We start from the raw sequence: 26552 nt of genomic DNA on the forward strand, positions 1-26552 counted from the left end.
TTGTCGATTTTATTAATTAACTTTGTATCCCAAAATAAAAACCTATGATACAACATATCGATTACACTAACGCAAATGCTGACGTCTTCGCCTTTGATCGCGGCGAAGGAGTAAAAGAATATCATGCTATTATGCACGTGACAGACTGCCGTCTGACTTTCCACACACAACTGGATGCGCTGATGAATGCGTATCAGCAGTTGATAGATGGGGAACTGAAGGGAACGGTGGCCGTGTTTAAGCGCTACTTCCTGAGTGATGCGGCTAACCAGGCCGACGAGGTGGCAGTGGCCGATTCGAGCGACTGTGCCAAGAGTATCGTGGAACAGGCACCGCTGGACGGTACGAAGATTGCCTTATGGGTGTATCTGCTGACGGATGTGGAGACGCGTCCATTGGCAAGTGAGCTCTTTGAGGTACGTCATGGAGCCTATCGTCACTTGTGGAACGCCAGTGCTCACAACATGGCGGCCAACTCGGAATATCAGATGCGACTGCTCTTCAACGAGTATGTGATGCAGCTGGCTCAGGAGGGATGTACACTAGAGGCCAACTGCCTGCGTACATGGCTGTTTGTCAACGATATAGACCTGAACTACGGTGGCGTGGTGAGGGCTCGCAACCAGGTATTCTTCACGCAGGGACTGACCAACAGCACGCACTTCATTGCCTCGACGGGCATCGGTGGACGTATGCACGATCCCAACGTGCTGACAATGATGGACAACTATGCTGTGGATGGTATCAAGAAAGAGCAGATAACGTATCTCTATGCACCTACGCACCTGAACCGCACCAGCGACTATGGCGTGAGTTTCGAGCGCGGCACACGCGTGGACTACGGTGACCGTCGCCACGTACTGATATCAGGTACGGCGAGCATCAACAACAAGGGTATGGTGGTGCATCAGAAGGACGTGGTAAAGCAGACGCACAGGATGTGGGAGAACGTGGAGGCCCTGCTCAGCGAGGCAGACTGCACCTTCGACGACGTAGCCCAGATGATCGTGTACCTGCGCGACGGAAGCGACTATGCGGTGGTGAAGGAACTGTTTCAGGAGCGTTTCCCCAATAAGCCACTGGTCATCGTGAGAGCAGCAGTATGTCGTCCTGACTGGCTCATCGAGATGGAGTGCATAGCTGTGAAGGCTATAGACAACGAAAGTTTCGGGAAATTCTAAATCACTTATTATTCTTCTTTATCAGGCTATAGGCATGATAAAGTCCCAGTTCGCCCGCCTTACTGAGGTCGAGCACGGCTTCTTGTTGCTGCTTCAGATAGAGGCGGCACAGTCCGCGGTTGAAATAAGCCTCGGCAAACGAGGGGTCATGACGGAGGGCTGCAGTGAAATAATCCACGGCAACGGCATAATCCTGCTGGAAGGCAGCCATGGTTCCCAGGTTATATAACAGCCAAGGTGACTCAGGACTCAGTTCGAGGGCATGCGTCAAGTCGCCACGCACACTGGCATTCTGCAACTGCACATTGGTGCCCTGAGAAGCCTGGAAACGATTGATACGCATCTGGCACACAGCGCGTTGCCAAAGGGCAAGCACGGAGGTGGAGTCGATATAGAGATAAGTAGAAAGGTCCTCAATGGCGGCCTCGAAATTCTGGAGCATAGAGTAAGCCACAGCACGCTGCAGCAACAAGTTGGCAGCACTTACAGTAGATGATGTATTCTCAATGCCCTGCGAGAGTGTGTCAATGAGCTGGAAATAGACAGCCGACTGCGCATCATCGAGCGACGTGTGGGTGTTGCTGATATAGAACTGACGATTCTTCAACTGAGCATTCGCCTTTTCCACCTGTTCGTCATATGGATTACGACTGTTCACCTCGTGCTGCTGAGGCACATACGACAGGGCAAACATCGGCTGGAAATCCATCTCCACACGACGGTTCTGCACGTGACCACGATACTCGTTCTCGTACTCCTGCTCCTGTTCCTGCTCGTCTTCCATCACCAACTGGTTGTATTTCTCCACATCAGCATCGCTACGCTTACGTATCTGACTGGGATCCATGCGTGGCTGGGTGCCGTAGAGATGCTTATAGAGGCGCGCCTTATAGACGGTGAACTCGTCGGCCTCGGCCTGCTTGGTCATACCCAACTTACGATAGCAGGCCGCACGGAATTCCAGTCCAGTCCAGAAATTGGGGAACTCATCAATCACCTTGGAATAGTCGCGGATAGCAGCCTTCAGGTCGCCCGTCTTATCGAGCAGCACGGCACGATTAAACAGCGCCAGCATATTATCTGGTTCCAGTTTCAATACGAAGTCGAAGTCGGTAATAGCACGGTTATCATCGCCCACCTGCGCACGGAGCAGTCCGCGGTTATAATGCCCCAGGAAATTATTGGGCTCCAGATCCAGCGCCATGTCATAGTCGGCCATGGCCCCACGCAGATTATTCAGATGAATGCGAGCCAGGGCGCGATTGATATAACAGCCTGCATGACGCGGCATCAGGTGGATGGCACGGTCCAGTTGGACCACTGCTGAATCCCACTCCTCACGGGAGAGATAGATGATGCTGCGCGCCGCCCAAGCCTGTCCGTCATAGGGGTCAATCTCAATACTTTTATCGAGTGCCGAGAGGGCCTGCACGGTATCCTTCATCTGCATATACACATCAGCACGCATCACGTAGGCACGGGCATACTGGCTCCAGCGACTCTGCATGGTATCAAGTTCAAGCAGGGCCTCATCGTACTGCTTATCGTGCATACGACAAAGCACGCGGTTGTGCCACAGGCCACGGTTGTCGGGGGCATACTTCAACGCCCGCGTATAGTCGTCGATGGCCTCGGAGAACTTCTCCTGCTGGATGCGCGTCAGTCCGCGCAGCTCGTAAAGGTTGGTGACATAAGGATTACGTTTGATAGCCTCCGAACAATCGTTCTCGGCACCAGCATAATCGTCGAGGTAATACTTGGCTATACCCCTGTAGAACCAAGGTTCATAGAGGTAAGGTTTGGCTATAACGGCCTGATTGAAATACTGGATAGACAACACGTAGTCCTCATAATAGAGCGCAGAACGGCCTATGGCAATGAGACGGTCAGTGTTGAACTGGGCAAAAACAGGTGAAAAATGAAAGATGAGAGATATGATTACAAAGGAAATACGAGAAACGCAGCCCAGTTTATTCCCAAAGCACAATCCTCTCGTGAAAGAACTAATCATATCTTTCATCTCTCACCTATCATTTCTTATCTCCTGACGGGCTTGGTCTTGTAGCCACAACGATAGCGACCCTGAGTAAGCGCTTTCAACTTACTCTTGATGAGTTGCTTGCGAAGAGGAGAGATACGGTCAATGAACATCTTTCCGTCCAGGTGGTCGAACTCGTGCTGCATCACACGTGCCAGGTAACCCTCAATCCACTCGTCATGAGCCTGGAAGTTCTCGTCCATCCACTGCACACGGATACGCGTGGGACGAATCACCTTCTCGTGGATAGCAGGCAACGACAGACAGCCTTCCTCAGAAGCGTCGGTATTGGTTTCGTCGTACTCCACGATATGAGCATTAATATATACCTGACGGAAATCCTTGTATTCAGGTAAATCTTCAGACAATGGGTCTAAGTCAATGACTACCAAACGAATATCAAGTCCGACCTGAGGCGCTGCCAATCCGATACCTTCTGAATCGGCCAGTGTCTCCCACATATTAGAAATGAGTGTCTTCAACTCAGGATAGTCGGGCGTAATGTCTTCTGCAACCTTACGCAGCACGGGCTGTCCGTAAATATAAATAGGTAAAATCACTTTAGATTAAAGATTAAATATTTAACATTAAAACTTACGGCTACGCATATAGTCCTCAAGGATAATCGTAGCACTAATCTCGTCAACCAGTCCCTTGTTCTGACGCGCCTTCTTGCGCAGACCGCCGTCAATCATGGCCTGATGCGCCAATACCGACGTGAAGCGCTCGTCGTAATACTCAATGGGAATGTTGGGCACGGCTTTGCGCCAACGGTTCACAAACTGCTGCACACGTGCCAGGTTCTCGCTGGGTTCACCATTAGGCTGACGCGGTTCGCCAATCACAATACGCTCCACAGGTTCACGGGCTATATAAGCCTGCAGCCACTCAAAGAGCTCTGATGTAGCAACAGTCGCCAATCCGCCAGCAATAATCTGAAGCGGATCGGTGACTGCTAAACCTGTTCGTTTACGACCGTAGTCGATAGAAAGTATTCTTGCCAATCGTATTGATGCTTAGCGAGTGTAGAACAGCAACCATGCATCGGGATAGGTAGCTCGCAGCTGATCGCGGCTCTGAACAGCCTCTGCCTTTGTAGCGAAGGTAGAAGCGATAACACGATACATGTTACGCTCATCGTTCTTTACAATCTGAGCTGCATAACCGGCATTCTTCAGACGCTGCTGCAGACCCTCGGCATTTGCAATCACAGAGAAAGAACCAACGACAACGCTGAAGTCCTTCAGACCAGCACCGTTGACAACAGACACGCGCTCCTGACGAACGGTGACGTTATCCAGATTGTCAACAACCTTTGTCTCGGTAACGGGCTTTGTGACAACAGGCGTCACTACGGGAGTCTCCTGAACTACTGGTGTTTCCTGCTGTGTGGTCTGAGCCTGAGCCTGGGCTTTCTCGTAAGCCTTCTTGTAGGCACTCTCACTAGATTTACAACCGGTAAATGACATAGCCAGGCAAAGGCCTGCGCACAAAACGATGTACTTCTTCATAATTCTTTTATTTATTATTCTTGAATAATTCAATTTTTTACCGTGCGAAATTACAAAATATCGTCGAAATATGGACCAAAAAGGTGCATAAACTTTGTTAAATGGACAAAATATGGGCTATTTAACAAAAAAATCCACGCAAAACACTTGTCTTTTCTATATTTTTGTGTAAATTTGCTCGCAGAAAATTTATTTATTCACTTATCATTTATTAGTTATGAAAGGTTTAGGTTATCTGGGAGCTTTCCTTGGTGGGGCATTAGCTGGTGCAGCCATCGGTATTCTCGTGGCTCCCGACAAAGGCAGCAACACACGCGAGAAAATATCAAACACCGTGGATGAATTTCTGAAAAAGCACAACATCAAACTGAACCGCAAGGATGTGGGCGATCTGATTGACGACCTGGATGAAGCTGCGGATTAAGGGAATTGACAATTGATAATTGAAAATTGACAATTGTAAATTAGGAAATGCTGTCAAGCGATAAGAATATAGAGACTATCACCCAACTCGTTGAGATGGTGAAGCATAACTTCGAGCTTCGCAAGGAATATGCGAAACTGGATGTTGTAGAGAAGGTAGTGCGCCTATTGAGTGCCATAGCACTGGCTGTGACACTGGCCGTTATTCTGTCTATCTCGCTATTCTTCCTGTCGGCAGCTTTTGCCGTGTGGTTGTCGCAATTCACGGGGCTCGTCCTGTCGCTGGTGATTGTAGCCGGTATTTATCTGCTCCTGTTGCTGATGGTCTATGGCTCACGTAAGTCATGGATTGAGCGTCCGCTGGTGAAATACCTGTCAAGAATGTTGCTTAACTAACGCTTGTTACTGACTATGGCAAAGAAGAGACGTGTAAGACCGTATCACTCAATAGAGGAAATCCAGATGCGCAAAGAGCAGTTGGACGAAGTCATCGAGTTGGAAAACGAGGAGATTAAGCAGTTATGGGGCAAACTGATGGAGAAGGAGGAAGACCTGTCGCGCAGCGAACAGATTCTGAAATACGTGAAATTCGGCTTCATGGCCTACGACGGCGTGATGATGCTGCATAAACTGAAGCGCAACTACGGCAGTATCCTGAATATTTTCCGACGCTAAAGAATAAAATGAGTCTCAGCAATTGCTGAGACTCATTTTATTTCTAATACCTGACCATCGAAAGCCAACTCAAAACCTTCAGGCAGTATCTTGTTGACCTCTTCGTGCAGACCTACATCATGACACATGTGGGTAAGGAGTGTGCGCCTGGCCCCTACTCTTCTGGCAAAGGCGATGGCATCACCTACCAACTGATGGGAGTGGTGGGGCTTATCGAAACGCAAAGCGTTGACGCATAGCGTCTCCACACCTTCGAGCAAGGGCAACTGGTCGTCCTCAATATACTTCATATCCGTGATATAGGCGAAAGTGTCGAAACGGAAACCGAGAATGGGCAACTTGCCATGCATCACGCGGATGGGCATCACGGGGATATCGCCAATGGTGAAGGGACTGCCGGCACTGATCTCGTGCAGACCTATCTGAGGCACACCTGGGTAACGGTTCTCTACAAAACAGTAAGGCAGCATCTCGAGCATCCCTCTACGGGCGATGGCATCGGCATAAACATTCATCTCGCCAAACTGACAATAAGGACGGATATCGTCCATACCGCCCATGTGATCGTAATGGGAATGGGTGACCAGAATGGCGTCGATGCGACGGAAGGGCTGTGGCAGGATCTGCTGACGGAAATCGGGACCGGCATCAACGAGGATACGGGTGTTGTCGGTCTCTACCAGAATAGAACAGCGCAGACGCTTGTCCTTGGGGTCTGTGCTCTGACAAACCTTACACTGGCAACCTATCACGGGTACGCCACACGATGTGCCTGTGCCGAGGAATGTGATTCTCATATGATATTCACCTCTGGATTTATCTGAATGCCGAAGCGATCAAGGACATCCTTCTGAATCTGTTGACAGAGGTACACAATGTCAGCACCTCTCGCTCCACCACGATTCACCAGCACCAATGCCTGACGGTCATGTACGCCAGCGGGGCCTATAGACCGCCCCTTCCAGCCAGCCTGTTCGATGAGCCAGCCGGCAGGAATCTTCTCGTGCTGCTCGTCAATATGGTAATGAGGCATCTGGGGATATTGCGCCAAGAGCTGTTCGTACTGCTCACGACCCACCACAGGATTCATGAAGAAACTGCCAGCATTCCCCAGGACTTTGGGGTCGGGCAGTTTATTGTTACGGATATCAATAATCACGTCGCGCAACTGCTGCAACGTGGGATTATCTATATGTCTGCGTTCCAGTTCGGCACGGATATTACCATACTCGATATTGAGGTTGCCTGTCTGCTTTGAAAGACGGTAGGTGACGTGGGTAATCAGGAACCGGTTTTTCCACTCTGTCTTAAAACGACTCTGGCGATAGCCGTACTGACAATCTTCGGCCTTAAACTCACGGAGCTGACCTGTAGAGATTTCAACGGCTTCCACCTTATATATAATATGGCTGGCCTCACTACCGTAGGCACCGATATTCTGAACGGCAGATGCCCCCACCTCACCTGGTATCAACGAGAGGTTTTCGGCACCCTGCCAACCATTCTTCACACATAGAGCCACCACATCGTCCCATACCTCACCACTACCTACACGCAGCAGCAGGTGATCAGCATCATCAGCAGGAAGTACCTCATGTCCTTTGATGGCAGAGTGAACCACATAACTGTCATAGTCACCCGTAAGCAATAGGTTACTTCCACCACCGATAATAAGCGGGGGCGTCGATATACCACGCAACATTTTAGCAACCATCTGGGCATCTTCAATGTCAGCATATTCCAGAAAGCGAAAACACCTGGCGTCGATGCCGAAGGTGTTGTGGGCTAACAGACTATAGTTAACTTCATCTCTCATCATTCAGACAGTTTTGTGAGTTTCCATTCGTTGTGCTCACGGCGGAAGGTCAGTGCTACCTCCATACCGTTGGCAATGCCTCTCAACAGGAATATCTTGACATTAGAATGTGTGTGAGGATGGCCATACACAATGTTATAAATGGTACCGTGAGGGAGTTCAGGTGCAAAGGCGTCCCAGAAATCAGGCGTAATGACGCCCTCCATCTGTTCAAAGTCATTATCAGGATCAGGACCACTGAAGGCTATCTCCTGTGCCAGACTCTGCTGACGGAAAACGGAATCGGTGGCAAAGCGACGATAGAATGAGAGGAAAGAAGCGTTGGGATTATGAGACATTGTCTGCTTGTTCATCCTGTCGAGCATCCAGCGTCCGTTCTTACGGTCGAACTGATACTGGCACACAAACCCCTGGTCCAGGAAGATTTTCTCAACGATGGCGTGATTCACGGAGGTATCTGAAACGGACTCCATCTGTGCCTCACTATCGAATATCAGCGTATATTCCCCATGATGCATGAAGAAATGTTCCATCTGCCATTCCTTCCTATCAAGTGTGTCGGCCTTAGCCTCCGAACTCACAATAATCGGGAATTTCACACGCTCCATCTGGAGACGCTTGTTAGACGCGAAGTTAAACAGGAAATCATCAAACAACTCCTCTGCCGCCACAGGCATAGGTGCTTCCGAAATCAACTCGTCCATACTCTCTTCTCCCGTTAGCGAATCAGCCAACTCCAAAGAGTCTTCATCCAGTGTTGAGTCATCAGATTTTTGAGGTTTTAAATCCTTGCAACAAGTCAGGATTAAAACCATTACGATACCAAGAATCAGCGTTCTTTTTTCCATCAGTTTGTTCTATGCTTACTTTCGAGGTGCAAAGTTACAAAGAATTCTATCAATCGTTGCAAATAAATGAAAAAAAATTTGCACCTTTAGAAAAAAATGTGTACTTTTGCACCCGCTAACGAACACAAAGGGACCCGTAGCTTAGCTGAATAGAGCGTCAGATTCCGGTTCTGAAGGTCAAGGGTTTGAATCCCTTCGGGTTCACAAAGCACAGGAGCATAGCTCAGTTGGTTTAGAGCGCTTCAGTCACATTGAAGAGGTCTTGGGTTCGAGTCCCAATGTTCCTACTGAAAGATGAAGACTTCGGTCTTCATTTTTTTATACCCTATAATCACCAGCAGACAAGAAAAACGATACGAGAACATGAATGCCTTGGGTATAGATACGAGAAAAGGGAACCTTCACAGGCTCCCTTTTTCGTTTAGCAATTACAAATCGTAATTGCTTTGGGGGAAGATTGTTTGTCTCGCGACAATCAATCTTCGATAATTAACCTTAATAATCTAATACCATGAAAAACACGCTGCAAATTTAGGATTATTTTCTCAAATAAACAACACTCCACCCAAAATAATTCCAATATTTAAACTTTATTAACCTAAGCACATCCTAACACTTTGGTATATTTGTAAATTGTTTGTAACTTTGCAACCCGTTATGAATAAAGAAGGTCGACCACATATTGCCATCATCGATCCCAACACCCTGGCAGTGCTCGGATTGAAGCAGTTACTACAAAACGTGATGCCCATAGCTACCATCGATACTTATGGTTCGATGGCAGAATTGATGGCCAACAATCCTGAGCAGTATATGCACTATTTTGTTTCGATGAACATCGTGCTGGAAAACAAGTCCTTCTTTACGGAACGTCAACGTAAGACGATTGTGCTGACCCTCTCGCTCAACAGCGGTAATACGCTAACGGAATTTCATTCACTCTGCATCAACGTACCCGAGTCTGAGCTTGTGCGCTCACTACTGACGTTGCAGCATAGGGGGCATGCCAACGGACGCAACATGCCCGAGATGCCCAAAATCCTGCAACAGAAAATCCTGTCGGACCGTGAGATAGAGGTCATGTCGCTGATTGTACAGGGCTATATCAATAAGGAGATAGCCGACAAGCTGAATATCGGACTGGCCACGGTGATTACCCACCGCAAGAATATCATGGAGAAACTGGGTATGAAAAGCGTATCCGCGCTCACCATCTACGCGGTGATGCACGGATACGTGGATATCAATAAAATCTAGGAGATAATTCCTTAGTCTTATTCGTCTTAGAACTCACTGGTAAAGTGGAACTGGATATGCTCAAAGTCCTGCTGTGCCATCTGGAGCACGTAGCCTGAGTCGGCCAGGAACACATCCCTACCCTCTTTATCCTTTGCCATATACTGGTACTTGCGTTTCTTGAAGTTTTCCAACTCTTTCTCGTCATCGCTGGAAATCCAACAAGCCTTATAAAGATGTACAGGTTCCCAACGGCATTTTGCGTTGTATTCGTTCTCCAGACGATACTGGATAACCTCAAACTGCAGCTGACCAACCGTACCGATAATCTTACGGTTGTTGAACTGGTTGACAAATAATTGTGCCACACCTTCGTCCATCAACTGGTCAATACCTTTCTGTAGTTGCTTGGCCTTCATGGGGTCATCATTCTCAATATACTTGAAGAGTTCAGGCGAGAACGAAGGCAATCCGCGGAAATGCAGCTGTTCGCCTTCAGTAATCGTATCACCGATCTTAAAGATGCCTCCTGTATCAGGCAGACCTACGATATCTCCTGGCCATGCCTCGTCAATAGTAGACTTACGCTGCGCCATGAACTGTGTGGGCGAGGTGAAACGCATGGTCTTTCCCTGACGTACGTGCAGGTAGGGCTGGTTGCGCTGGAACTTGCCTGAGCAGACCTTGCAGAAAGCAATACATGAACGGTGGTTGGGATCGATATTGGCCGTAATCTTGAAGATAAAACCTGTAAACTTCTGTTCCTCGGGTTGTACCTCACGCTCCTCAGCCTTTGTAGGACGGGGGCTGGGCGCAATCTCCACGAAGCAGTTCAGCAGTTCCTGCACACCAAAATTATTAAGCGCAGAACCAAAGAATACGGGAGCCACCTCTGCAGAGCGATAGGTCTCCACATCGAATTCCGGATAGACTCCGTCAACAAGTTCGAGGTCTTCACGGAGCTTCTCAGCATCCTGCTCGCCAACGCGCTTATCGAGCTCTTCAGAATCAATTTCCACTTCAACCTTCTCTGTAACGCGCTGCTTATCAGGCGTAAAGAGGTCCAGTTTCTGTTCGTAGATATTATACACGCCCTTGAACTTGGCACCCTGGTTGATAGGCCAAGACAGAGGACGCACCTTGATTTCAAGTTCCTTCTCCAACTCGTCGAGCAAGTCAAAGGGGTCACGACCCTCGCGGTCCATCTTGTTCACGAAGATAATCACGGGCGTCTTGCGCATACGACACACGGTCATCAGCTTACGCGTCTGTGTCTCCACACCTTTGGCTCCATCAACGACGATGATGGCAGAATCAACAGCTGTCAGCGTACGGAAGGTATCCTCAGCGAAATCCTGGTGACCAGGAGTATCGAGGATATTCACCTTATACTCAATATTCTTGCCATCAGGCGTATAGTCAAACTCCATCACAGAGGTTGACACCGAGATACCACGCTGCTTCTCGATCTCCATCCAGTCGCTCGTGGCTGTCTTCTTGATTTTGTTACTCTTCACGGCACCGGCCACCTGTATCTGTCCGCCAAAAAGCAGGAACTTCTCGGTCAGCGTGGTCTTACCGGCATCAGGATGCGAAATAATCGCAAACGTTCTTCTTCTTTCTATCTCTTGATTCATAATTTCTTAATACATTCTGCAAGGGAGTCTTCCCAATAAGGTATCTCTATACCGTATGTTTGCTTAATCTTAGTCTTGTCAAGTACGCTATAGTGCGGACGGGCTGCTGGTGTGGGATACTCAGAAGTATGAAGCGGGCGCACCTTACAGGTCACGATGCCAGCAAGCCGGTGGATGGCTTTTGTGAAATCATACCATGAGGTAACGCCTTCGTTACTGAAATGATACACCCCCGGAACAATACCCTTATTGATGGCAGAGAAAATAGCGACTGCCAGATCGCGGGCATATGTGGGTGTGCCTATTTGGTCGAAGATAACACCCAGTTCCTGACGCTCACGTCCCAGACGAACCATCGTCTTCACGAAGTTATTGCCAAACGATGAATACAGCCAGGCCGTACGGATAATCATGGATTTCTGACAGAGTTTCTGCACATTCAGCTCACCCACCAGTTTGGTACGTCCGTAAACGCTATTAGGACACGTGTCCTCATCCTCGGTATAAGGTGTGCAGTTGGTGCCGTCGAACACATAGTCAGTAGATATATGAATCATCCAACCACCACGACGCTCAATGGCATGTGCCAGGAAAGCAGGTGCCTCGGCATTAAGCTTCTGACACAGGGCTTCGTTTACTTCTGCGTTGTCAACAGCCGTAAAAGCGGCACAGTTCACGATACCATCAATGGCATGCTCATCAAGAAAAGCTTCGATAGCATCCTGATTGGTGATATCCAGTTCCTGTACATCCGTATTAAAATAGGTGTGCTGCAGATTCTTCTTTTCCAACAGTTGCATCTCGTTGCCCAACTGTCCGTTACAGCCTGTTATTAGTATGTTCATCTTTTTTAGTTAAAACTCCAATGGTTCTTCTTTGTCTTTCTTGTAATAATCACTCAGCATACCTACAAACGTAGACACCTCTTTCAGGGCGTGCTGCGTATTAGGCGTAATCTCTTTCTTCTGCAAACGCAGCATCATAACGCCATAGAGCAGGTTCAGACAGGTTTCCACCTCACCCTCTTCCTTATTGGCGCCACGATTACGCAATTCTACGATAAAGGGCAATACCTTATAGTATTCTGCGTTGTAGAAAGGGAACTTAGACGACGAGAGCAACTGCTGATGCAACTCTGTCATCATCTGCAACGTCACTTTATTGATTTGCAGGTGACCCTGCTGGCGACAGCCCTCGGTATTCATCATGCGAATCAGATTACCAAACCAGTCGGCTTCCTCCTCCTTCTGTTCTTCATTGTAATCAAATCGGTCAATATATTCGCGGCGAATACGTGCCAGCGAGCAGTCGAAGGCACGGATTGTATCCTCTACCTGCCACATGTAAAGCAGGTATTCCGCAATATTCTTCTTACGTAATTCCTGTGCGATAAACATATCTTGTATTAGAAAATATTATATAGATGCAAACTGAATAGCGTGGTGAGCAACACAATGATACTACCAATAATAACCAGCGTACCAATAATCCTATTAATAATACGTATGCCGTTATTGTCGAACTTCAGACGTATCACGTCTACCAGCCATGTCAGGCCCCACCACCACAGCAAGGCACCACCGATGATACTGATGAATCCGGCAACCAACTCAATGGGCTTATCAATCTGCAGACCAAATGAGAACTGTGCATAGAGCGCCATAAAGAGGAAAACGATAAGCGGATTGCTCAACGTTACGAGGAAAGCCGTAATACCATTATGTGTCAACGTGCCTTTATTCTGTCCAGGCTTTCGCAGATTCTTCGTAGGGTCTGTGCGATATGTAAAAACGCCAAATGCCAAGAGCATCAGGCTACCAACTATCTGCAGGTAGAAACGATTGGTATCATTACTTACAAGCTCTACCACCATACCCATTCCCAAGCCGGTAATACCAGCATAGATAATGTCACTCAGGGCAGCGCCGCAACCTGTTACAAAGCCATACCATCTGCCCTTGTTCAATGTGCGCTGAACACATAGCACACCTACAGGACCCATAGGCGCAGAAGCAATGATGCCTATCAAGAGTCCCTTAAAGACAATATCTAACAAATTTGGTATAGTGTTTACATCGAATGTCATAGTGTCTGCAAAGGTACTACTTTTTTGGGCACTACAAGCAGTGTAGGCAGTTAAAAGGAGTTAAAGGCGCTTGTTTTTACCCGTAATCTTCTTACCTTTGCATGAAAACTCATATAACACAAGGATAATTTACACCAGAAATGAACGAACAAATGATACAAAAGCCCTATGTCATCGGACTTGACCTAGGAGGTACTAATTCTGTTTTCGGTATTGTCGACGCCCGAGGAGACATCAAGGCTACAACTGCCATCAAGACCGGCGGCCACACCACACCGGAATCTTATGTGGATGCCTGCATGGAGGTTCTCCTTCCCGTTATCGAACAGGTAGGCGGCCTTGACAAAATCAAGGCTATGGGCATCGGAGCTCCCAATGGCAACTATTATAACGGCACCATCGAGTTTGCCCCCAACCTGCCATGGGCTCATGACACCGTGGTACCTCTGGCACAAATGTTCTCAGAACGACTGGGAGGCATTCCCGTAGGACTGACCAATGATGCCAATGCTGCAGCAATGGGCGAGATGGTTTACGGCGTTGCTCGCGGCATGAAGGACTTCATCGTTATCACATTGGGTACAGGCGTCGGCTCAGGTATCGTGGTCAACGGACAGGTAGTATACGGTCACGACGGATTTGCCGGAGAACTGGGGCATGTCACCATGGTGCGTGGTGCTGAGGGACGTCCCTGCGGCTGCGGACGTACAGGCTGCCTGGAGACTTATTGTTCTGCAACCGGTGTAGCACGTACGGCTCGTGAACTGCTTCAAAACACCGATCGTCCATCCCTGCTCCGGGAACTTGACACAGAAAGCATCACTTCTCTCGACGTGAGTATTGCTGCCGAGAAAGGTGACGAATTAGCTAAAGAAATATATGATTTCACCGGAAAGATGCTGGGGGAGGCATGTGCCGATTTCGCAGCCTTCTCATCACCCGAGGCCTTCATTTTCTTTGGAGGCATGACCAAAGCCGGAGAGCTCATTATGAAGCCTATTCGCGAAGCTTACGAAGCACATGTCATGAAACCTTTCCGCGGCAAGGCACAGTTCCTTGTCAGCGGCCTTGACGGTGCCTCTGCTGCCGTTCTTGGTGCATCGGCTATCGGATGGGAGTTAAAATAAAGTCAAACGATACGTACAGCGATACAGTTAAAGAAAATTAATTTTTTAAGCATAATTGGGTGCAATGGTCTCATTTTCAAATAATTTGAGTACCTTTGCACCCAATTTTGACTCATACTGGGTCGATAGGAGCCGGAACAGGCGCCGACACCTATATAATATTAACCAATTAAAATTGTCTGATAAACGTCTGTTCAGACAAACAATAATGCCCACTAAAGGGCGACAATTAAATTTATGTCAGAATTAACAAAGAACGTTCAGCCGTTGCAGGACTTCAACTGGGACGAGTTTGAAAATGGCACCGTAGCCAACATCAGCAAGGAAGAGCTTGACAAGGCTTACGATGAGACCCTGAACAAAGTTGCCGATCATCAGGTAGTTGAGGGTAAGGTCATCTCAGTTGACAAGAAGGAAGTAGTCGTTAACATTGGCTACAAGAGCGACGGTATCATCCCCGCTGGTGAGTTCCGCTACAACCCCGACCTGAAAGAGGGTGACGTAGTAGAAGTCTATGTGGAGACCGCTGAGGACAAGAAGGGTCAGCTGGTACTTTCTCACAAGAAGGCTCGCCTGAGCCAGGCTTGGGACCGCGTTAATGAGGCTCTCGAGGCACAGGAGATTGTACAGGGCTACATCAAGTGCCGCACAAAGGGTGGTATGATTGTAGACGTATTTGGCATTGAGGCCTTCCTGCCCGGCAGTCAGATCGACGTTCATCCCATACGCGACTACGACCAGTTCGTTGGCAAGACTATGGAGTTCAAGATCGTGAAGATCAACCAGGAGTTCCGCAACGTAGTTGTAAGCCACAAGGCCCTCATCGAGCAGGAGCTCGAGGCTCAGAAGCAGGAGATTATCTCTCGCCTGGAGAAGGGTCAGATCCTCGAGGGTACTGTCAAGAACATCACCTCTTACGGTGTGTTTGTTGACCTCGGTGGTGTTGACGGACTGATTCACATCACAGACCTGTCTTGGGGCCGAATCGACGATCCTAAGAAGGTTGTTGAGCTCGACCAGAAGATCAACGTTGTTATCCTCGACTTCGACGAGGAGAAGAAGCGTATCGCTCTCGGTCTGAAGCAGCTCACTCCTCATCCTTGGGATGCTCTGGACGCTAACCTCAAGGTTGGTGACCACATCAAGGGTAAGGTTGTTGTTATCGCTGATTACGGTGCATTCGTTGAGGTTCAGCCCGGTGTTGAGGGTCTGATCCACGTTTCTGAGATGTCATGGAGCCAGCACCTGCGCTCAGCTCAGGAGTTCCTGAAGGTTGGCGACGAGGTTGAGGCTGTTATCCTGACTCTGGATCGCGAGGAGCGCAAGATGTCACTGGGTATCAAGCAGCTGAAGGAAGACCCATGGGAGGCTATCGAGGTTAAGTACCCCGTTGGCAGCAAGCACACCGCTAAAGTTCGCAACTTCACCAACTTCGGTGTATTTGTAGAGCTCGAGGAGGGTGTTGATGGTCTGATCCACATCAGCGACCTGAGCTGGACCAAGAAGGTTAAGCATCCTTCTGAGTTCACAAAGGTTGGCGAGCAGATCGACGTTGTTGTACTCGATATCGACAAGGAGAACCGTCGTCTCTCTCTCGGTCACAAGCAGCTCGAGGACAATCCTTGGGACGCTTTCGAGGAGAAGTACACTGTAGGTTCTGTTCACACCGGTAAGATCACAGAGGTTCTGGAGAAGGGCGCCGTTGTTTCTCTCGAGGAGAACGTTGAGGGCTTCGCTACTCCTAAGCACCTCGTTAAGGAGGACGGCTCACAGGCTCAGCAGGGCGAGGAGCTGGAGTTCAAGGTGATCGAGTTCAATAAGGACAGCAAACGTATTATCCTCAGCCACAGCCGTACATTCGAGGATGCACAGCGTGAGGAGAAGCGTGCTACACGTAAGGCTGCCGCTCCTAAGAAGAGCGACGCTCCTAAGATTGAGAATGTTGCAGCTAGCACCACTCTGGGTGACCTCGACGTTCTGGCTAATCTGAAGGCTCAGATGGAGAAGGGCGAGTAATTCGCATCTACATCCAAACATAGCAGAAGCCCGGTTCTGAAAAGAGCTGGGCTTCTTTCTGTTTAAATATTCGTTAAAACTATTGGAAGAAGAACACGCATTTCAGTTTTTTTCGCTAACTTTGTATGCTAATTTGCCGTAATAGGCGAATTTTGCACCTAAAGCGCGAAAATAAAAAAATACAATATAATGAATTTTAAATGGAATTACGAACCGCCAACACCCGAACGCAAGCAGCAGGCTAAGGAACTGGCCGAGAAGATAAGCATGAGCCCTATACTGGCCGAACTGCTTATCCAGCGCGGCATCAAGACCGAGAGTGCCGCCAAGCGATTCTTCAGGCCGATGCTCAACGAACTGATAGACCCGTTCCTGATGAACGATATGGATGTCGCCGTTGACCGACTGAACGATGCAATGGGGCGAAAAGAGCGCATCATGATTTATGGCGACTATGATGTGGATGGCTGTACAGCTGTCGCATTGGTCTATAAATTCCTGTTGCAGTTCTATTCTAACATCGAGTATTACATACCCGATCGCTACGAGGAAGGTTACGGCATCAGTCGTAAAGGTTTGGACTATGCAGCAGAAACAGGTGTCAAACTGATTATCGTGCTTGATTGTGGCATCAAAGCTATCGATGAGATTGCTTATGCCAAATCGCTGGGTATTGACTTTATCATCTGCGACCACCACGTACCCGACGACGAGTTGCCTTGCGCCGTGGCTATCCTGAATCCCAAGCGTCAGGATTCCACCTATCCTTTCAAGCACCTCTGCGGGTGTGGCGTAGGCTTTAAGTTTATGCAGGCTTTTGCCAAGAACAATGGTATTCCCTTTTCCCAGCTCATTCCCCTACTCGATTTCTGTGCCGTGAGTATCGCAGCAGATATCGTACCTGTAACGGGTGAGAACCGCATCATGGCTTTCCACGGTCTGAAACAACTGAATCAGAATCCGTCGGTAGGCCTGAAAGCAATTATCGAGATTTGCGGTCTGACAGGACGCGAGCTCACCATGAGCGATATCATCTTCAAGATAGGTCCTCGTATCAATGCCAGTGGACGCGTCCAGAATGGTACCGAGACCGTTGACCTGCTTGTAGAGAAAGACATGCAGAAGGCATTGGCCGAGGCTATTCATATCAATGAGTATAACGACCAGCGCCGTGATATCGACAAGCAGATGACAGAAGAAGCCAACCAAATTGTAGCTCGTCTGGAGAGTCAGGAACATCAGTCTGCTATCGTCCTTTACGGCGAAGGCTGGAAGAAAGGTGTCGTAGGTATCGTAGCTTCACGCATGACGGATATGTATTTCCGACCTACAGTCGTACTTTCATGCAACGACGGAATAGCCTCTGGTTCAGCACGTAGCGTAGCCGGTTACGACGTATACGACGCTATCAAGAGCTGTCGTGATTTGCTGGAGAACTTCGGTGGTCACACCTATGCGGTAGGTCTGACCTTGCGTGTTGAGAATATTCCAGAGTTCCGTCGCCGTTTCCAGCAATATGTCAGCGAACATATCGGTACACGTCAAACGGAAGCTTCCATCGATATTGAGGCAGAGGTAGATTTCAAGGATATCACCAAGAAACTGCTCAACGACCTGAAGAAATTCGCTCCTTATGGCCCCGAGAATCCAAAACCATTATTCTGTACGCGCGGCGTTTACGACTATGGAACATCAAAGGTTGTGGGCAAGCAGCAGGAACATATCAAACTTGAACTGGTGGATTCACGTTCCAGCAACGTCATGAACGGCATTGCCTTCGGACAGAGTCAGGCAGCCCGTTATATCAAGTCGAAACGTTCGTTCGACATCTGCTACACCATAGAGGAAAATATCTACAAACGCGGCGAAGTACAATTACAGATTGAAGATATCAAGCCAAGCGACTCTGATAATGGATAATGAATGATTGATAATGGATAATGAGAACAACGCACCAAATAATTGTCAATTATCAATTGTCAATTATCAATCATTATTGAAGAAATACTGGGGCTACGATGATTTCCGAGGCATTCAAAAGGAAATCATCGAGTCCATTGGTGCTGGCAAGGATACACTGGGACTTATGCCCACCGGTGGTGGCAAGAGCATCACATTCCAGGTACCGGCATTAGCACATGAGGGCGTGTGTATTGTCATTACCCCGCTCATCGCCTTGATGAAGGATCAGGTGAGCAATCTGCGCCGTCGTGGAATCCAGGCATCAGCCATCTATTCGGGCATGAAGCACGACAGTATTCTCATGACACTTGAGAATGCGGTGTTTGGTGGTGTGAAGATACTGTATATATCGCCCGAACGCATATCCACCTCTTTATTCTTAGAGAAGTTGCGCCACATGAAGGTGAGCTTTATCTGTGTGGACGAGGCCCATTGCATCAGCCAATGGGGTTACGACTTCCGTCCGTCTTATCTCTCCATCGCAGATATTCGCAAGGAACTGCCCGACACACCCGTCTTGGCCCTTACTGCTACGGCAACGCCAGAGGTCATCGACGACATACAGGAACGTCTGCATTTCCGTGAGAAGTGTGTGTATAAGATGAGTTTCGCCCGTAAGAACCTCGCCTACGTTGTACGTCACACATCCAACAAAACAGGCCAGCTCATTCATATTCTGAATCACGTACAGGGGTCGGCCATCGTCTATGTGAGAAGCAGAAAACGTACAAAGGAATATGCTGAACTCCTAAACACGAGTGGTATTAGCGCCACATTCTATCATGCCGGATTGGACAATCAGGAGAAAGACCAGCGTCAGAAAGCATGGCAAGAGGATAAGGTACGTGTCATGGTAGCTACGAATGCCTTTGGCATGGGTATCGACAAGCCCGATGTACGTGTGGTGATACATATCGACTGCCCCGACTGCCTGGAGGCTTACTTCCAGGAGGCCGGACGTGCTGGTCGCGATGGCAAGAAATCATACGCCGTACTGCTCTATGACAATAGCGACAGGGCCAAGCTCCAGCGTCGTGTTGTTGACACATTCCCTGATAAGGATTTTATCCGTCAGGTATATGACCAACTGGCCTATTTCTACCAGATAGGCGTTGGCTCCGGATATAATGCTTGTTTTGAATTCCCCTTGGAACGGTTCTGCAGGATCTACAAACATTTCCCCATACCTACAGTTTCAGCCCTCAATATCCTGACACGTGCCGGCTATATTGATTTCAAGGAAGAGGACGACATGCAGGCACGCGTGATGTTCAGCGTAGAGCGCGACGATCTGTACAAGCTACGTGGCAATGAACCACAGGAAGATGCTGTCATCGTGGCATTACTCAGAAACTATACAGGTCTGTTCCAGGGATATCAGTATATCGACGAGGGTGTGATAGCAGAGCAATGTGGTCTCACGCAACCACAGGTGTACATGACTCTGCGCGCACTCACCCAGAAGCATATCCTGGATTTCATTCCCCAGAAGCATATTCCCTTTATCCGTTACACCCAGCGACGTGAAGAGTCTGAGCGACTGGTTATTTCCAAGTCTATCTACGACGATTTGAAAATACGCTTTGCCGAACGAATAGAAAAGATGCTGGAATATGCCAACAGCGGAAATATCTGTCGTAGCAGGATGCTGCTCAGATATTTCGGTGAGACGAATACGGAGGACTGTGGACAATGTGATGTTTGTTTGAACCAGAAACACTCATGGACACCACCGGAATCATAGAGGTTAATCGTTACGTTTATCTACGTACTTATACCCTTCTTTATAACGATCGGCAGGAAAAACAAACTGGGCATCGGGCACACCACCAGAACGGAAATTACTGATTTTTATCTTTACCCAGAAGAATGCCACCTTCAGTTTCAGACTCTTTGGTGTATAGGTCTTTGCATCTACTTGCGCACGGACCTCTTTCACTGTACCCTTTGCACCCTTCTGCTGTTTCAGCGTAAAGATGATATCCTCACCGCTATTCTTCATAGAATACCTGAAGTCATCAAGTGAGAATTTGAACTTTCCCGAATATTTATCTTTCTTATCAGATTTTGCATCATGAATCTCAATGGTCTTCTTCTTCTTAAACACCATGTAGGCCGTCACACCATCGTTCCACGTATTGACACGTTCATCAGAGAAGCATTGTTTGTTGCCCTTATACCAAATAGTGCCATGAGTCTTGTAGATACCAATGATATTAACATCATAGCGCAACGTGGAACCTTGCGGTCCAAACACCATGTTATATATTTTTTCAAATTCCTGACGTGCCTTATTGGGTGTATCCTGAGGAGTAGCTGCAACCAACTGTAGTGTGCAGAACATCAAAGAGAAAAGAAAGAAGTATTTCTTCATGAAAAGACGTTTGTTCCGTAAAAAAGGGGGCACCCAAATACAAGACTCGGATGCCCCTTGAAAAAGATTTATTAATTTAGTTATTATTTGTTCACCTGGAATTTAGTGTCACCATCCTTGAAGAAGGCATTGATCTGCTTGGCAGCAGCAATACCGGCATTGGTATTAGCTTCAGCTGTCTGAGCACCCATCTTCTTAGGAGTAGAGAAATAGCGACCCTCGAATTTCTGGAAGTCAGCATTAGCATCAGGCATAATGTCTGTAACGAACTTCAGGTCCTCACGCTCAGCCATCAGCTTCAGCAACTCAGGCTCATTGATAACCTCCTTACGAGCAGTATTCACCAGGATACCACCCTTCTTCATCTTACCAACAAGTGCATAGTTGATGCTCTGCTTGGTCTCAGGAGTAGCGGGGATATGGAGTGACACAACATCGCAAGTCTCGAACAGAGCCTCCTGATTAGCAACAGCATGAACACCAGCCTTCTCGATAACCTCTGCGGGGCAGAAAGCATCGTAAGCATAAACATCCATACCAAAGCCCTTGGCAATACGAGCCACGTTGCGACCAACGTTACCGAATGCCAGGATACCCAGTTTCTTACCCATCAACTCTGTACCGGCCTTTCCGTTGTAGAAATTACGAACGGCGAAAACCAGCAGACCGAATACGAGCTCAGCCACAGCGTTGGCATTCTGACCAGGAGTATTCTCGGCCACCACATTGTGAGCAGTAGCTGCAGCAAGGTCGATGTTATCATAACCTGCACCGGCACGTACCACAATCTTCAACTGCTTGGCAGCATCCAGTACTTCTGCGTCAACCTTATCACTACGGATAATCAGCGCATCAGCATCCTTTACTGCGTCAAGCAACTGTGCTTTCTCTGTATATTTCTCCAGCAGGGCCAGTTCATTACCTGCTGCTTCAATCTCTGCCTTGATACCATTCACAGCAGCTGCTGCGAAAGGTTTCTCTGTTGCAACTAATACTTTCATAAAGATTTAATGTTTAATCTTTCGCTCGGCTTTGCCGCTTGGCTCCGCCAAGAATGTTTAATCTTTAATATTTAATCATTAATGTTTAGCCTCGAACTCCTTCATGCAAGCTACGAGAGCGTTGCAGCCTTCGATGGTCTGTGCGTTGTAGCAAGAAGCGCGGAAACCACCTACGTCGCGGTGACCCTTTACGCCAACCATACCCTTTGATACGGCGAAGTCGAGGAATTCCTTCTCCAGCTCCTTGTACTCGGGAGCCATCACGAAGCAGAGGTTCATCAGAGAGCGGTCCTCTTCCTTAGCGGTACCTACGAACAACTTGTTGCGGTCAATCTCACCGTAAACGATCTCGGCACGCTGCTTAGCCAACTTGTCCATAGCCTCTACGCCACCCTGCTTCTTAACCCAGCGCAGGTTCTCAAGAGCGCAGTAGATGGGCACCACAGGAGGAGTATTGAACATAGAACCCTTAGATACGTGTGTGCGATAGTCGAGCATGGTAGGAATCTCACGGGGAGCCTTACCCAGAGCGTCGTCCTTCACGATAACGATAGTCACACCAGCCATTGACAGGTTCTTCTGGGCACCAGCATAGATAGCGTTGTACTTGCTTACGTCAACAGGACGGCTCATGAAGTCAGATGACATATCGGCAATCAGAGGTACGTTAACATCGAGGTCCTTACGGAGCTCAGTACCATAGATTGTATTGTTGGTTGTGATGTGCAGGTAGTCAGCATCAGCAGGAACAGCGAAGTCCTTGGGAATGAAGGTATAGTTAGCATCTGCAGAAGAAGCCACTTCTACTACTTCACCGAAAAGCTTTGCTTCCTTCATAGCCTTCTTTGCCCAAACACCAGTGTTCAGGTAAGCAGCTTTCTTAACCAGGAAGTTGAAAGGAATCATGCAGAACTCCAGGGATGCACCACCACCAAGGAAGATTACTGAATAACCCTCAGGAACGTCAAGGAGTTCCTTAACAAGTGCTACAGCCTCGTCTACTACAGGCTGAAAATCCTTTGCACGGTGACTGATTTCCATCAGAGAAAGACCAGAACCGTTGAAATCGAGACACTGTTTGGCGGTTGCCTCAATGACCTCACGGGGAAGCATTGATGGACCTGCATTAAAGTTGTACTTCTTCATAATTTACTAATAGGTTTTATAATGGTTTCGAAATTTGGGTGCGAAATTACACTTTTTATTTGAATTGGGCAAATATTTTAGCAAAAAATAATGTAAAAGGGTATATTTCGTAACATTTTGCAATCTGAAAGTGACAAATTCTATCTCACTAGTTCTACGACTGTACGTATTCCCTTGATTTTCTCGCCACGTGTCAGTCGAAGCACTTGTTGTACCATTTTACAACTGACGGCAGCATAGGCATAACGGTCGTTGACGTCTATTTTTCCTATATCAGAAGGCTCCAGTCCACCTTTCTTGCAGAGATAGCCCACAATATCGCCTTTCGATATCTTGTCCTTCTTACCTTTACCTATATATAATGTGGCCATACGCGGGCGTGGTATGGGGACATTATTGTCTATCTCATCTACAGAGAATGGTTCGGCTTCTACGAACTCAGGCAGATGTTCCTCTGGTCCTATCAAAAAGAATGTTTTACCCAACTGGTCCCAACGGGCTGTACGTCCCACGCGATGTACGAGTGCATCCTCAGTGTTAGGCAAATGGTAATGAATGATATTATCGATATGGGGAATATCAAGACCGCGAGAGGCTAAGTCTGTGGATACCAAAACCGTGGAAGAGCCATTAGAGAATTTGTACAAGGCATCTTCACGCTGGCGCTGTTCTAATCCACCATGAAAAGCACTGGTCACGAATCCCTGCTTGCGCAGATACTCGTCAGTACGCTCCACGGAGTCTCGATAGTTAAGGAATACGATGCTCTGGGTGTCCCCCAATGTTAGGAGCAGACGTGAAAGGGTTGCCAGTTTGTCCTTCTCAGGACTATCTACACGAAAGACCTCTACCCTATCATTTATAGGCTCATCATCTATGAGATAATCCAAGCGGTCTGTGCGACGCATCTCTACAAACTGCGGAATCTGTTCCGCATCAGTTGCAGAGAGCAGAAAACGACGCTGCAGATTCGTGAGTTTCCCCACCAGTCGCGACATTTCATTCAGAAATCCCATCTCCAGACATTTGTCGAACTCGTCTATTATTATATATTTAATATGGTAAGAATCTATGTTTCCTTTATCCAAGTGGTCGTTCAATCGACCTGGTGTACCAAATACCACATGAGGACGATTCTGCTTCAGCACGCGATGCTCATCCATAGCAGCACGTCCGCCATAGCAGGCCTGCGAGCGGATACCCGTGCCCATACTCTTAAGCACAGCATTTGACTGCATAGCCAGTTCACGACCTGGCACCACAACCAGCGCCTGCACCTCATCACTCTCAGCATCAAGCATCTGTACAAGGGGAAGCAGATAGGCCAGCGTCTTACCAGAACCTGTTGGCGAGAGGACCACCACGTCATTGCGTCCTCTCAACATGCATTCTTGTGATTCCTGCTGCATCGCATTCAGCGAATCGATGTTCAGTTTCTCTAATACCTTATTAATATTTACGTCTTTCATATTCTTCGCAAAGTTACGGATAATTTTCGAAGCCACCAAACAAAAAGAAAGGAAAAGCAATCATCTCCAAAATTTTTCGTACCTTTGCAATCAGAAATCATATTTTTCAAAATAAATTGAGTTTCCGTAAAAAAAGATGAGCTTAGATTGTCTTATAGATAAAAACAATCTGATATTAAGCAACAATGACTGACATGCTTGAAAAAGAGATTCTTGAACAACTATTCCGCAAGTACTACAGCGACATGTATTACTTGGCCAGGACATTGTTGGGCGAAGACAAAGAAGCTGAAGACATTGTTCAGGATGTATTTGTACAACTGATGAAACGGGACATCATACCATCAGAAGATAAAATTAGAGCCTACCTGATGACCTCCGTACATCACGGCTGTTTAAACATCATCCGAAGGACCTCTCTCCGCAAACAAATAGAAAACTTATACCCTGTGGACGAGACAACCGACTTGCAGCCTACAGACAAATTATCAGAGCAGTTGGAAACTATTCAATCATACATTGATAGCCTTGAGGAACCCCACCACAGCATCTTTCGTCTGCGCTTTGACGAGGATCTAACCCTGAAGGAAATCGCTCTGCGTCTCAATATGAACCAGAACACGGTCTACAAGTATCTGCAACAGAGCATTCTGAAAATTCGTTCAAAGTTATATCGTTAAACGACAATTGCAATGGAAACTAGTAATGACAATATCCGCAAACTTCTCGAGATGCTAGATAACCCCGCAGCATACTCCAAAGAGGAGATCCACGACATCATCAACTGTGATGATGACACTCGTGAGGTATATCGTTTAATGGTAGAGGCGAAACGCAGCAGTCGCAGAAAACTGTCCTGCCAACCCATCGACATCGATGCAAAGTGGACAAAATTCGAACGCGAAGTGATAGGCAAAAAGCCAAGGTCGAGGAAACCTCTCTTTTGGAGTGTCGCTATTGCTGCCTCAGTTTTGCTTTTAACTGGATTCTTCCTTTTTGCACCCAATTCTAAGGAGCCTCGTCAATTGCAGGCAGATGCAGGTCAGAAGGCTATCTCTAAAACGGAAAAGCAAATTACAGCAAAGGCAGAGGAAGAAACGAGAAAAAGCGAAGGGGAAAAGATTGTACAAAAGACGGATGTTCGTCATCCGAAAATCACCTTACAAGGCCAACGAGAAGAAAAGAATACGGACAAAGAGGTTGTTCTCCATGTGGCAGAGCGTGTCGTACTAGAATCAGATGATGTAAAAGACGAAAGCAAAAAGTCACAAGAACAACCCATCAAGCAGCATGAAACTAACAGGCTTGCCGAAGTAGTTTTTGTAGGGTTAGATTCTGTTGGCAACCTCGTTTCCATAACGAACTACGAGGATGGGAAAAGACTTGCAGAGCAATTATCTATCCATACGGACAGTGCATCGGAGGCTTGGCAGAAAAAGCATCAGCGAATAGCATTCTACTACAAAGAAAAAGCACGACTTTTGAAGCCTAAGAATATGGCATTTGGTATGAGTTGTGAACATTCGCAAGCAAATGAGTGGATATTATATTATGACTCCATTGCTCATGCCCTCATCTACAAGGAAGCCAAGAAGAACATCTGGCAAGCCACGTTCAAAGCCCTGTTTAAGAAAAAGAGAATTGACAAAAATAGATTCTTATCAGATCTGCGCAAGCATCCCAAGAAGTGTAAAGGGATTAAAGTAAAGACATATTCCATGCCCATTACCGATAGACAGGCACAGGATTTGAAAAGCATGTGGTTGGATGTCGTCAGTTGTGGAAAGAAAAAGGCATTTTTGCAGTGTGACATGAAATACGAATTTCCCCTTGGTGAGTTGAAGGTGACAGCCCCTAACGCAAAGAATCCATTTGTATCGTTTACCAATGAACTGTCAGAAGCTGTCATGAAGGGCAACGTAAGCCACAAAGACTCCATGCTAACAGACCCCATGATAAAGAAATGCCTGACAGACATGAAAGAGGCAATACAACATACAAAATAA

The 26552-nt window shown here is 47.5% G+C and carries 26 protein-coding genes and 2 tRNA genes; 13 read left to right on the forward strand and 15 right to left on the reverse strand.

The window, feature by feature from the left end; all coding sequences use genetic code 11:
* Positions 1 to 44 precede the first annotated feature (44 nt).
* On the forward strand, positions 45 to 1181 hold the full coding sequence (locus L6468_RS07525; protein ID WP_237792806.1) for a Rid family hydrolase: 1137 nt from the start codon (positions 45 to 47) through the stop codon (positions 1179 to 1181).
* 1 nt (position 1182) lies between these two features.
* Here the strand turns inward: L6468_RS07525 and L6468_RS07530 are convergent, their stop codons facing one another.
* From L6468_RS07530 to L6468_RS07545, 4 genes are read right to left on the reverse strand one after another with little or no spacing between them, the layout of a single operon-like run.
* The gene (locus L6468_RS07530) at positions 1183 to 3192 is read right to left on the reverse strand and encodes a tetratricopeptide repeat protein (RefSeq protein ID WP_091818707.1); all 2010 of its coding nucleotides are present in this window, start codon (positions 3190 to 3192) and stop codon (positions 1183 to 1185) included.
* A gap of 26 nt (positions 3193 to 3218) precedes the next feature.
* The gene (gene def / locus L6468_RS07535; RefSeq protein ID WP_237792807.1) at positions 3219 to 3779 is read right to left on the reverse strand and encodes a peptide deformylase; all 561 of its coding nucleotides are present in this window, start codon (positions 3777 to 3779) and stop codon (positions 3219 to 3221) included.
* A gap of 27 nt (positions 3780 to 3806) precedes the next feature.
* Positions 3807 to 4223, reverse strand: coding sequence for a Holliday junction resolvase RuvX (gene ruvX / locus L6468_RS07540; protein ID WP_091818642.1), 417 nt, complete (start codon positions 4221 to 4223; stop codon positions 3807 to 3809).
* Positions 4224 to 4235: 12 nt separating this feature from the next.
* A complete protein-coding gene (locus L6468_RS07545) occupies positions 4236 to 4730 on the reverse strand; it encodes an SPOR domain-containing protein (RefSeq protein ID WP_091818641.1) in 495 nt (164 codons plus the stop codon).
* A gap of 217 nt (positions 4731 to 4947) precedes the next feature.
* Here L6468_RS07545 and L6468_RS07550 point away from each other — a divergent pair, with 217 nt between their 5' ends.
* Genes L6468_RS07550 through L6468_RS07560 form a run of 3 tightly spaced genes read left to right on the forward strand, consistent with a single transcriptional unit; the run spans position 4948 to position 5828 of the window.
* On the forward strand, positions 4948 to 5154 hold the full coding sequence (locus L6468_RS07550) for a YtxH domain-containing protein (protein ID WP_091818640.1): 207 nt from the start codon (positions 4948 to 4950) through the stop codon (positions 5152 to 5154).
* Positions 5155 to 5201: 47 nt separating this feature from the next.
* Positions 5202 to 5549, forward strand: a complete 348-nt coding sequence (locus L6468_RS07555) for a phage holin family protein (RefSeq protein ID WP_091818639.1) — start codon at positions 5202 to 5204, stop codon at positions 5547 to 5549.
* Between the two features lie 15 nt (positions 5550 to 5564).
* Entirely contained in the window at positions 5565 to 5828 is a 264-nt protein-coding gene (locus L6468_RS07560; protein WP_237792808.1) for a hypothetical protein, read from the forward strand.
* 32 nt (positions 5829 to 5860) lie between these two features.
* Here L6468_RS07560 and L6468_RS07565 read toward each other — a convergent pair whose 3' ends face one another.
* Genes L6468_RS07565 through L6468_RS07575 form a run of 3 tightly spaced genes read right to left on the reverse strand, consistent with a single transcriptional unit; the run spans position 5861 to position 8492 of the window.
* Positions 5861 to 6625: an MBL fold metallo-hydrolase gene (locus L6468_RS07565; protein WP_237792809.1), complete on the reverse strand. Its 765-nt coding sequence runs from the start codon at positions 6623 to 6625 to the stop codon at positions 5861 to 5863.
* On the reverse strand, positions 6622 to 7644 hold the full coding sequence (murB, locus tag L6468_RS07570) for a UDP-N-acetylmuramate dehydrogenase (protein ID WP_237796658.1): 1023 nt from the start codon (positions 7642 to 7644) through the stop codon (positions 6622 to 6624). Before murB ends, L6468_RS07565 begins: the two co-directional genes overlap by 4 nt.
* A complete protein-coding gene (locus L6468_RS07575; RefSeq protein ID WP_091818636.1) occupies positions 7644 to 8492 on the reverse strand; it encodes a DUF4348 domain-containing protein in 849 nt (282 codons plus the stop codon). Before L6468_RS07575 ends, murB begins: the two co-directional genes overlap by 1 nt.
* 130 nt (positions 8493 to 8622) lie before the next feature.
* Here L6468_RS07575 and L6468_RS07580 point away from each other — a divergent pair.
* The 3 genes from L6468_RS07580 to L6468_RS07590 all read left to right on the forward strand — a co-directional run bounded on the left by L6468_RS07580 (position 8623) and on the right by L6468_RS07590 (position 9749).
* Positions 8623 to 8696 (forward strand) — tRNA-Arg (locus L6468_RS07580).
* A gap of 8 nt (positions 8697 to 8704) precedes the next feature.
* Positions 8705 to 8779, forward strand: a tRNA-Val gene (locus L6468_RS07585).
* Positions 8780 to 9149: 370 nt separating this feature from the next.
* Positions 9150 to 9749 (forward strand): response regulator transcription factor, encoded by a 600-nt coding sequence (locus tag L6468_RS07590; RefSeq protein ID WP_091818635.1) that lies wholly within the window; start codon positions 9150 to 9152, stop codon positions 9747 to 9749.
* A 26-nt stretch (positions 9750 to 9775) separates the two neighbouring features.
* On the opposite strand, the gene L6468_RS07595 is transcribed toward L6468_RS07590, so the two are convergent.
* The 4 genes from L6468_RS07595 to L6468_RS07610 are packed head-to-tail and all read right to left on the reverse strand — an operon-like array spanning position 9776 to position 13451.
* Positions 9776 to 11365, reverse strand: a complete 1590-nt coding sequence (locus L6468_RS07595) for a peptide chain release factor 3 (protein ID WP_091854343.1) — start codon at positions 11363 to 11365, stop codon at positions 9776 to 9778.
* Positions 11362 to 12210 (reverse strand): dTDP-4-dehydrorhamnose reductase, encoded by an 849-nt coding sequence (gene rfbD, locus L6468_RS07600; RefSeq protein ID WP_091818633.1) that lies wholly within the window; start codon positions 12208 to 12210, stop codon positions 11362 to 11364. Before rfbD ends, L6468_RS07595 begins: the two co-directional genes overlap by 4 nt.
* Positions 12211 to 12219: 9 nt before the next feature.
* Entirely contained in the window at positions 12220 to 12762 is a 543-nt protein-coding gene (locus L6468_RS07605) for a DUF4924 family protein (RefSeq protein ID WP_091854341.1), read from the reverse strand.
* 8 nt (positions 12763 to 12770) lie between these two features.
* A complete protein-coding gene (locus tag L6468_RS07610) occupies positions 12771 to 13451 on the reverse strand; it encodes a LysE family translocator (protein WP_091818631.1) in 681 nt (226 codons plus the stop codon).
* Between the two features lie 140 nt (positions 13452 to 13591).
* Here L6468_RS07610 and L6468_RS07615 point away from each other — a divergent pair, with 140 nt between their 5' ends.
* The 4 genes from L6468_RS07615 (at position 13592) to L6468_RS07630 (ending at position 20300) form a co-directional block, all read left to right on the forward strand.
* Positions 13592 to 14578 carry an ROK family protein gene (locus tag L6468_RS07615; protein WP_237792810.1) on the forward strand — a complete coding sequence of 329 codons (987 nt, stop codon included), beginning with the start codon at positions 13592 to 13594 and terminating at the stop codon, positions 14576 to 14578.
* 237 nt (positions 14579 to 14815) lie between these two features.
* The gene (rpsA, locus tag L6468_RS07620; protein ID WP_091818629.1) at positions 14816 to 16594 is read left to right on the forward strand and encodes a 30S ribosomal protein S1; all 1779 of its coding nucleotides are present in this window, start codon (positions 14816 to 14818) and stop codon (positions 16592 to 16594) included.
* Positions 16595 to 16783: 189 nt separating this feature from the next.
* Positions 16784 to 18514 carry a single-stranded-DNA-specific exonuclease RecJ gene (recJ, locus tag L6468_RS07625; protein WP_091818628.1) on the forward strand — a complete coding sequence of 577 codons (1731 nt, stop codon included), beginning with the start codon at positions 16784 to 16786 and terminating at the stop codon, positions 18512 to 18514.
* A 13-nt stretch (positions 18515 to 18527) separates the two neighbouring features.
* Positions 18528 to 20300 carry a RecQ family ATP-dependent DNA helicase gene (locus L6468_RS07630; protein ID WP_237792811.1) on the forward strand — a complete coding sequence of 591 codons (1773 nt, stop codon included), beginning with the start codon at positions 18528 to 18530 and terminating at the stop codon, positions 20298 to 20300.
* Between the two features lie 3 nt (positions 20301 to 20303).
* On the opposite strand, the gene L6468_RS07635 is transcribed toward L6468_RS07630, so the two are convergent.
* The 4 genes from L6468_RS07635 to L6468_RS07650 form a co-directional block, all read right to left on the reverse strand.
* A complete protein-coding gene (locus tag L6468_RS07635) occupies positions 20304 to 20930 on the reverse strand; it encodes a LolA-like protein (protein WP_237792812.1) in 627 nt (208 codons plus the stop codon).
* Between the two features lie 83 nt (positions 20931 to 21013).
* Complete coding sequence (locus tag L6468_RS07640; RefSeq protein ID WP_091818625.1) at positions 21014 to 21931, reverse strand: 3-phosphoglycerate dehydrogenase; 918 nt, start codon at positions 21929 to 21931, stop codon at positions 21014 to 21016.
* A 78-nt stretch (positions 21932 to 22009) separates the two neighbouring features.
* Positions 22010 to 23077: a 3-phosphoserine/phosphohydroxythreonine transaminase gene (serC, locus tag L6468_RS07645; RefSeq protein WP_237792813.1), complete on the reverse strand. Its 1068-nt coding sequence runs from the start codon at positions 23075 to 23077 to the stop codon at positions 22010 to 22012.
* A 140-nt stretch (positions 23078 to 23217) separates the two neighbouring features.
* The gene (locus L6468_RS07650; RefSeq protein WP_237792814.1) at positions 23218 to 24546 is read right to left on the reverse strand and encodes a DEAD/DEAH box helicase; all 1329 of its coding nucleotides are present in this window, start codon (positions 24544 to 24546) and stop codon (positions 23218 to 23220) included.
* A 185-nt stretch (positions 24547 to 24731) separates the two neighbouring features.
* Between L6468_RS07650 and L6468_RS07655 the strand changes: the two genes are divergently transcribed.
* A complete protein-coding gene (locus L6468_RS07655; protein ID WP_237792815.1) occupies positions 24732 to 25226 on the forward strand; it encodes an RNA polymerase sigma factor in 495 nt (164 codons plus the stop codon).
* 12 nt (positions 25227 to 25238) lie between these two features.
* On the forward strand, positions 25239 to 26552 hold the full coding sequence (locus tag L6468_RS07660; protein WP_237792816.1) for a hypothetical protein: 1314 nt from the start codon (positions 25239 to 25241) through the stop codon (positions 26550 to 26552).

It is taken from the genome of Prevotella communis (genome assembly GCF_022024115.1).
Lineage (GTDB): Bacteria > Bacteroidota > Bacteroidia > Bacteroidales > Bacteroidaceae > Prevotella > Prevotella communis.

Excerpts from the sequence above, each read along its gene's own strand:
- L6468_RS07525 (WP_237792806.1), top strand. The coding sequence starts at position 45 with ATGATACAACATATCGATTACACTAACGCAAATGCTGACGTCTTCGCC.
- L6468_RS07530 (WP_091818707.1), bottom strand. The coding sequence starts at position 3,192 with ATGATTAGTTCTTTCACGAGAGGATTGTGCTTTGGGAATAAACTGGGC.
- L6468_RS07545 (WP_091818641.1), bottom strand. The coding sequence starts at position 4,730 with ATGAAGAAGTACATCGTTTTGTGCGCAGGCCTTTGCCTGGCTATGTCA.
- L6468_RS07550 (WP_091818640.1), top strand. The coding sequence starts at position 4,948 with ATGAAAGGTTTAGGTTATCTGGGAGCTTTCCTTGGTGGGGCATTAGCT.
- L6468_RS07555 (WP_091818639.1), top strand. The coding sequence starts at position 5,202 with ATGCTGTCAAGCGATAAGAATATAGAGACTATCACCCAACTCGTTGAG.
- L6468_RS07560 (WP_237792808.1), top strand. The coding sequence starts at position 5,565 with ATGGCAAAGAAGAGACGTGTAAGACCGTATCACTCAATAGAGGAAATC.
- L6468_RS07565 (WP_237792809.1), bottom strand. The coding sequence starts at position 6,625 with ATGAGAATCACATTCCTCGGCACAGGCACATCGTGTGGCGTACCCGTG.
- murB (WP_237796658.1), bottom strand. The coding sequence starts at position 7,644 with ATGAGAGATGAAGTTAACTATAGTCTGTTAGCCCACAACACCTTCGGC.
- L6468_RS07575 (WP_091818636.1), bottom strand. The coding sequence starts at position 8,492 with ATGGAAAAAAGAACGCTGATTCTTGGTATCGTAATGGTTTTAATCCTG.
- L6468_RS07590 (WP_091818635.1), top strand. The coding sequence starts at position 9,150 with ATGAATAAAGAAGGTCGACCACATATTGCCATCATCGATCCCAACACC.
- L6468_RS07595 (WP_091854343.1), bottom strand. The coding sequence starts at position 11,365 with ATGAATCAAGAGATAGAAAGAAGAAGAACGTTTGCGATTATTTCGCAT.
- rfbD (WP_091818633.1), bottom strand. The coding sequence starts at position 12,210 with ATGAACATACTAATAACAGGCTGTAACGGACAGTTGGGCAACGAGATG.
- L6468_RS07605 (WP_091854341.1), bottom strand. The coding sequence starts at position 12,762 with ATGTTTATCGCACAGGAATTACGTAAGAAGAATATTGCGGAATACCTG.
- L6468_RS07610 (WP_091818631.1), bottom strand. The coding sequence starts at position 13,451 with ATGACATTCGATGTAAACACTATACCAAATTTGTTAGATATTGTCTTT.
- L6468_RS07615 (WP_237792810.1), top strand. The coding sequence starts at position 13,592 with ATGAACGAACAAATGATACAAAAGCCCTATGTCATCGGACTTGACCTA.
- rpsA (WP_091818629.1), top strand. The coding sequence starts at position 14,816 with ATGTCAGAATTAACAAAGAACGTTCAGCCGTTGCAGGACTTCAACTGG.
- recJ (WP_091818628.1), top strand. The coding sequence starts at position 16,784 with ATGAATTTTAAATGGAATTACGAACCGCCAACACCCGAACGCAAGCAG.
- L6468_RS07630 (WP_237792811.1), top strand. The coding sequence starts at position 18,528 with ATGGATAATGAGAACAACGCACCAAATAATTGTCAATTATCAATTGTC.
- L6468_RS07635 (WP_237792812.1), bottom strand. The coding sequence starts at position 20,930 with ATGAAGAAATACTTCTTTCTTTTCTCTTTGATGTTCTGCACACTACAG.
- L6468_RS07640 (WP_091818625.1), bottom strand. The coding sequence starts at position 21,931 with ATGAAAGTATTAGTTGCAACAGAGAAACCTTTCGCAGCAGCTGCTGTG.
- serC (WP_237792813.1), bottom strand. The coding sequence starts at position 23,077 with ATGAAGAAGTACAACTTTAATGCAGGTCCATCAATGCTTCCCCGTGAG.
- L6468_RS07650 (WP_237792814.1), bottom strand. The coding sequence starts at position 24,546 with ATGAAAGACGTAAATATTAATAAGGTATTAGAGAAACTGAACATCGAT.
- L6468_RS07655 (WP_237792815.1), top strand. The coding sequence starts at position 24,732 with ATGACTGACATGCTTGAAAAAGAGATTCTTGAACAACTATTCCGCAAG.
- L6468_RS07660 (WP_237792816.1), top strand. The coding sequence starts at position 25,239 with ATGGAAACTAGTAATGACAATATCCGCAAACTTCTCGAGATGCTAGAT.